Here is a 418-nt window from a genome sequence, read left to right as displayed (position 1 = left end):
GGGCAGGCGGATGGTGGCGACCAGCCCGCCCTGCGGACGGTTGCTGAGGTCGATGCGACCGCCATGGCTGTCGACCACGCGCTTGACGATGGCCAGGCCAAGCCCAGCGCCGCCGGACGGCGCGCCTTCGCCACGGGCGAAGCGCTCGAACACGCGTTCGGCATCGGCGGCGGCAATGCCGGCACCGTGGTCGGCGATGGTCAGCACGGCCTGCCCGCCTTCCACGGTAAATGCGATCTGCAACGGCCCATCACCACCGTACTTCAACGCGTTGTCGACCAGGTTCTTGATCGCCTCGCGCAACAGCAGCGCATCGCCATGTACCTGTACCGGCTCGGCGGTCATCGCCAGTTGTACGCGCGGTGCCGGGCCGGCCTGCGGCAGTGCTTCATGCAGGGCCTGGTGCACGGTCTCGGCC

At 69.4% G+C, this 418-nt stretch carries 1 protein-coding gene; it reads right to left on the bottom strand.

What is annotated here, in order from left to right:
• On the bottom strand, positions 1-418 hold a 418-nt coding region (locus tag EVJ32_RS16020), incomplete at both ends, for a sensor histidine kinase (protein ID WP_201740702.1).

The sequence above is a fragment of the Exiguobacterium sp. SH5S4 genome, from assembly GCF_004337045.1.
Taxonomy (GTDB): Bacteria; Bacillota; Bacilli; order Exiguobacteriales; family Exiguobacteriaceae; genus Exiguobacterium; species Exiguobacterium aurantiacum_A.
This window is presented reverse-complemented; position numbering and strand designations above follow the sequence as displayed.